Origin of the sequence: Desulfofundulus sp., assembly GCF_049701015.1 — a bacterium.
Taxonomy (GTDB): Bacteria; Bacillota; Desulfotomaculia; order Desulfotomaculales; family Desulfovirgulaceae; genus Desulfofundulus.
The window spans coordinates 1-4,418 of sequence record NZ_JBNATZ010000204.1 but is presented as its reverse complement, the minus strand read 5'-3'; the positions used below and the strand labels follow the sequence as shown (position 1 = coordinate 4,418).

The following is a 4,418-nucleotide window of genomic DNA, read 5'->3' as shown; positions in this document are numbered from 1 at the left end:
TATTAAAAAAGATGGATAATCAGAAAAGAAGCTGGAAACTTCCTGTGAAGTTCCAGCTTCTTTCTTGAAGCGGGACCTGCGTAGGTGTAAAATTTGTCAGCGCAAATAGTCTAATAAAGACGTTTCCAAAATTTTTGCCCCCGCTGCCAAAGATGCCTGGTAGGAAAGCTGCTGGCGGGAGAGGTCCACGGCCACCCGGGCCACGTCCGCGTCCTCCAGGTTGCTCAGCACCTGGGTGAGGCGGACCTCCTGGTCCTGGAGCTGATCGCGCACCGACTCGAAGTGGCTGGTGCGGGCACCCACCTGCACCCGGTAGCGCAAAAGGTGGTCGAGCTGGTCGTTCAGAGCGCCGATGGAATCGTTCACCCCGGCAGCGTCCGCCGACCTCAAACTGTTTCTTAAATTCAATAGAACCTGGAAAACCCCGCCGACCACTTCATACTGGTTGTTGGAAGATTGTACTTTCCCGAAAACGCCATCCGGGGTATTTGAGTTACTACCAACAAGTGTCACTGCAGGGACGTCGATGGGGTAATTTGCCTGGTCCAGGATCTCCCGGGAAATGCGCTCCAGGTTGCCCCGGTAATATATGTTGTCGCCATCCCGCCAAAACGGTGGCTGGTCGTTTTTCGTCCCGGCAAAAATGTACTTGCCGCCCACGGTTGTGTTGGCGATGTCCACCATTTGGTCAATCATTTTGTCAATCTGCTCGCCGATGGCGGCCATATCGTCCTTCTCCAGGGTTCCGTTGGCACCCTGGATAGCATATTCCACGGCTTTTTGCAGCAATTCGCCCGCCGTGCCCAGGGCGGTGTCGGCCCCGTCCAGGTAGCTCAGCCCGTCGGTGATGTTGCGCTCGTATTGTTTGTTCCGTTCCACAGCCGCGTGCACGTTGAGGAGCTGGCTCAGGGCCGGCGGATCGTCGCTCAAGCTCAGGACTTTACGGCCCGTGGACATTTGCTCCTGGGTGCAGGCCAGTCTCTGCATGGCATCCTGGATGTAGTTCTGGGTACGCCGGGTTACCAGCATGTGGGTGACACGCATTGTTTTCCCCTCCGAATCAGGGATTTATCTTTTTGCCGTCATTACAGGCGCCCGGCAACACGGGCTTTCCACGCCTGTACATCGCTCCTGATGTTGCTTCCTAACCGGTCCTGTTAATGAGGTAATCCAGCATCTCATCGATGGTGGTCAGCACCCGGGCGCTGGCCTGGTAACCGTACTGGTACTGGATAAGCCTGGAAAGTTCTTCGTCCAGGTTGACCCCGGACACGGACTGGCGCAGTGATTCCACCTGCTCGGTGACGGCACTCTGGCTTTTAGCCATGTCCGATGCACTGCCGGAGCGGGCGCCGATGTCGGCCAGGAGGGCGTTGAAGTATTCATTGAAGGTGGCGCCGCTTAGATCAGGGGTATTTACTGTCACCCCATTGCCCAGGTCTTTTGTCTGCCCGTCCATGTCAATAGTCGCCAGCCGAGCTACATAGAGTGCTCTGCTACCATCAATTACTGCAGGGTTCCCCAGAATAGTGGAATTAACGGCAAAATCTCCCCCGGCCAGAGAGCCGGTAAAAAAAGACTGCCCCAGTACTTGGGATATGGTGCTTTCCAGGGCTGCGGACAACTTGTTTAACTTGTCCATGTATCCGACAATCACCTTTTGTGATTCCTCTAACCCCACCAAACTGCCCGCTTCTGGCAAATTTGTCTGGTAGTTGGTGAGGGAAATCTGCTTCTGCTGACTCCCAATCTGCAAATTTACCTCTTCCACTTTCCCGGAAGACTGACCGATAACCGGCTTTAACTCCACTGCAACGTCCCCACAGCCGACATCCACCCCGAAGAAAGTTAGCGCAACTTCCCCCGTCGGCTTACTTCCATCGGTCAGGTAAGTGACGCTGACCGGTCCGTACTCCGCCAGCCGATCCAGGAGCAGGTCCCGCTTGTCCAGGAGGTCGTTGGGCTGGTTGCCCTGGGCGTAGACCCGCTTGATGGACCCCGTTAGTTCCCGGATTTGCCGCAGGATTTCATTCACCGCGTCAACCTGGTCTTTGAGCTGGCCGCCGGTAACATTGCCGCTGGGGTCGACCTCTAAAATGCTCTTTGAAATATCGTCCAGCTGCTGGTACGCCTCTCGCATCATGGTGGCCAGCTCGTCGCCCGTCTCGGCCACGGCAGCCTTCACGCCGGGATCCTGGGGTGTGTTATTGAGATCGTGCCAGGTATTGAAAAACTTTGTAAGGATGTCAGCAATGCCACTGGCTCCGGGTTCGGGGAAGACGGCTTCAATGCGGCCGAAGACTTCCTCCTGCACCTGCCAGTACTCCCGGGAGGAAATGCTGTCGCGCGCCTGCACATCCAGGTACTCGTTTTTAATGCGCCGGACCATGGTCGCTTCCACGCCGGTGCCCAGTTGTCCCGGGAGCAGCCGGCCGCCCAGTGTCGGGTTGGCGTACGGATCGGTGGCGGCGATGACCGCCTCCTGCCGGGTGTAGCCGGGTGTGTTGGCATTGGCCACATTGTGGCCGGTAACATCCATAGCAATGCGTTGGGTCTGCAAGCCCCGTCGCGCAATTTCCAGGCCGAAGAATGTTCCTGGCATACGAAAAATACACCTCTTCTGTTTGGCGGATTTATACTGACTTATCAATAAGAGACAAGCCAATGTTGCTTTTATTCATGGCACCGTCCGGCAGGTATGTCTTCGCAGCAGGGACAGGCGCAATGACCTTTAAAAGGCGCTCACAAAAGCGCAGGGCGTTTTGAGCCAGCAAATTGTTCAGTCTGACCAGTTCCGCCAGTTTGCGGGCCTTTTCCCGCAGGTCCGTCACCACGTTCAGGGCTTCCTCCCTGCCTGACACCGGTGGCATAGCGGCAAACAGATCCACCAGCGGTACCCCCGGAGGTAGTCCGCAGGCCCGCTCCATGTTTTCCTGTACCCTGGTGCGGGCCGCCTTCAATTCTTCAATCTGCCGCGCCAGGGATTCCAGTTCTCTTGCAGCTTCGTTCAACGAATCTGTGCTGTTTTTGCGCAGGGCGGCATTTTGTTTTTCGGCCGCCGCCACCATTTTTTCCAGCGCGGCCAGTTCCTTACTTAAAATAGACATCAGTTCTTTCAATAGTTCCTGCATAACCGGTCACCGTTATCAAAAAATCGTCTCTTCGCTTAACTTCGGCAGGAACAGAATATCCTTGAGCTTCTCGTTTCCGAAAAAACTTTTTTGTCACCTTAAAATTTAAGTCACCTTTGACGAATGAAAAATTAGCAAGCCTTATTCAAGAGAAAGGCAGGATGAAAGATGAGTAAGGTGGAACCGGTTGGCAGGACGGACATTTCCTCCATGGTGAAAATGTCCCAAAACTTTAAAAATGATATTCCAAACCTCGGGGAGCAAAGAGATAAAGAGGCGCTTTCCATGGAGGAAAAAGGGGAAGACAGCAAACCCTCCCCCCTGGAGGTGCACGATGCCGTCAACCGGATCAACGAGACCATGGAGCTTTATCGCACGGAGCTGCGGTTTGTCTTTCATGAAGAGAGCGGAGAAATCATGGTAAAGGTGATTAACGCCGAGACTCAGGAAGTAATCCGTGAGATCCCACCGGAGTGGGTCTTAAAAATTGTGGCCAGCGTAAAAAAGATGCTGGGCCTGATTCTGGACAGATTTATTTAGCACCGGGCCCGCTGGTGCGGGGGATGGCCGGTAAAAAGAGTTTCAGCTGCCGGCGCTGCCAGGTTTAAACCGGTTGCCGGCAACTTAAAACCGCCGGCCCAAAACCGGCGGTGCAACTTCACAGTTACACTCAATGCAGCCCACAACCCCGGACTGCTCATGCCTGACACACTGTTTAGCAGGTGCGGGACCAGCACGGCCGCACCGTAGCCCGGCATTACACATGTCTGTCCACCCGGAGCTCTTCCATGATGCCCTCTGCCACCTTTTTCCGGTCGATGAGGTAGGTACCTTCCGCAAGCCGTTTTCTGACCGATTGAACCAGCTCATCCCTGACTTCAGGAAACTTCTTTAAATGTGCCCGGTAAAGCTGTAATTCCTGGGCCCGGTCGGAGATTTCCACGGAGTCGGCCGGTGAGGAATGTTTGGGGCTGCCGTTCTTACTGTTTTCTTCTATTTTAAGACGTTTCCGGTATACGTCCATTACCTGCCGTGGGTCAAGATTATTGGTAACCCTCATCGCCCATGTACCCCCTCTTCGAGCGGTTTCCCTGCTACCAAATGTATAAATTCCAGGTGGGCCTGGCTTCTAAAGTTTTAATTCGGAAGAAACCCAAAAATCTTTAGCTTTTATGCAGTGAAATTATACAATGAATTACTACCTCCGGGCAACTTTGCCTTAAGGTGGTGATCGTTAAAGTAAAATTACTGTAGGAAAAGTAGCAGGGGAAAAGAGGTGGAGGGTAG

6 protein-coding genes are annotated in these 4,418 nt (G+C 54.0%); 1 reads left to right on the top strand and 5 read right to left on the bottom strand.

The window, feature by feature from the left end; all coding sequences use genetic code 11:
- Positions 1-96 precede the first annotated feature (96 nt).
- From flgL to ACPLUI_RS11430, 3 genes are all read right to left on the bottom strand, one after another.
- A complete protein-coding gene (flgL, locus tag ACPLUI_RS11440) occupies positions 97-1,044 on the bottom strand; it encodes a flagellar hook-associated protein FlgL (RefSeq protein WP_424660390.1) in 948 nt (315 codons plus the stop codon).
- A gap of 100 nt (positions 1,045-1,144) precedes the next feature.
- Positions 1,145-2,602, bottom strand: a complete 1,458-nt coding sequence (flgK, locus tag ACPLUI_RS11435) for a flagellar hook-associated protein FlgK (RefSeq protein WP_424660389.1) — start codon at positions 2,600-2,602, stop codon at positions 1,145-1,147.
- Positions 2,603-2,633: 31 nt separating this feature from the next.
- Positions 2,634-3,131 carry a flagellar protein FlgN gene (locus tag ACPLUI_RS11430; protein WP_424660388.1) on the bottom strand — a complete coding sequence of 166 codons (498 nt, stop codon included), beginning with the start codon at positions 3,129-3,131 and terminating at the stop codon, positions 2,634-2,636.
- Between the two features lie 168 nt (positions 3,132-3,299).
- On the opposite strand from ACPLUI_RS11430, the gene ACPLUI_RS11425 reads away from it, so the two are divergent.
- Entirely contained in the window at positions 3,300-3,671 is a 372-nt protein-coding gene (locus tag ACPLUI_RS11425; protein WP_424660387.1) for a flagellar protein FlaG, read from the top strand.
- Here the strand turns inward: ACPLUI_RS11425 and ACPLUI_RS11420 are convergent.
- A complete protein-coding gene (locus ACPLUI_RS11420) occupies positions 3,668-3,889 on the bottom strand; it encodes a hypothetical protein (protein ID WP_424660386.1) in 222 nt (73 codons plus the stop codon). The genes ACPLUI_RS11425 and ACPLUI_RS11420 overlap by 4 nt on opposite strands.
- Positions 3,889-4,191 (bottom strand): flagellar biosynthesis anti-sigma factor FlgM, encoded by a 303-nt coding sequence (flgM, locus tag ACPLUI_RS11415; RefSeq protein WP_424660385.1) that lies wholly within the window; start codon positions 4,189-4,191, stop codon positions 3,889-3,891. Before flgM ends, ACPLUI_RS11420 begins: the two co-directional genes overlap by 1 nt.
- Positions 4,192-4,418 lie beyond the last annotated feature (227 nt).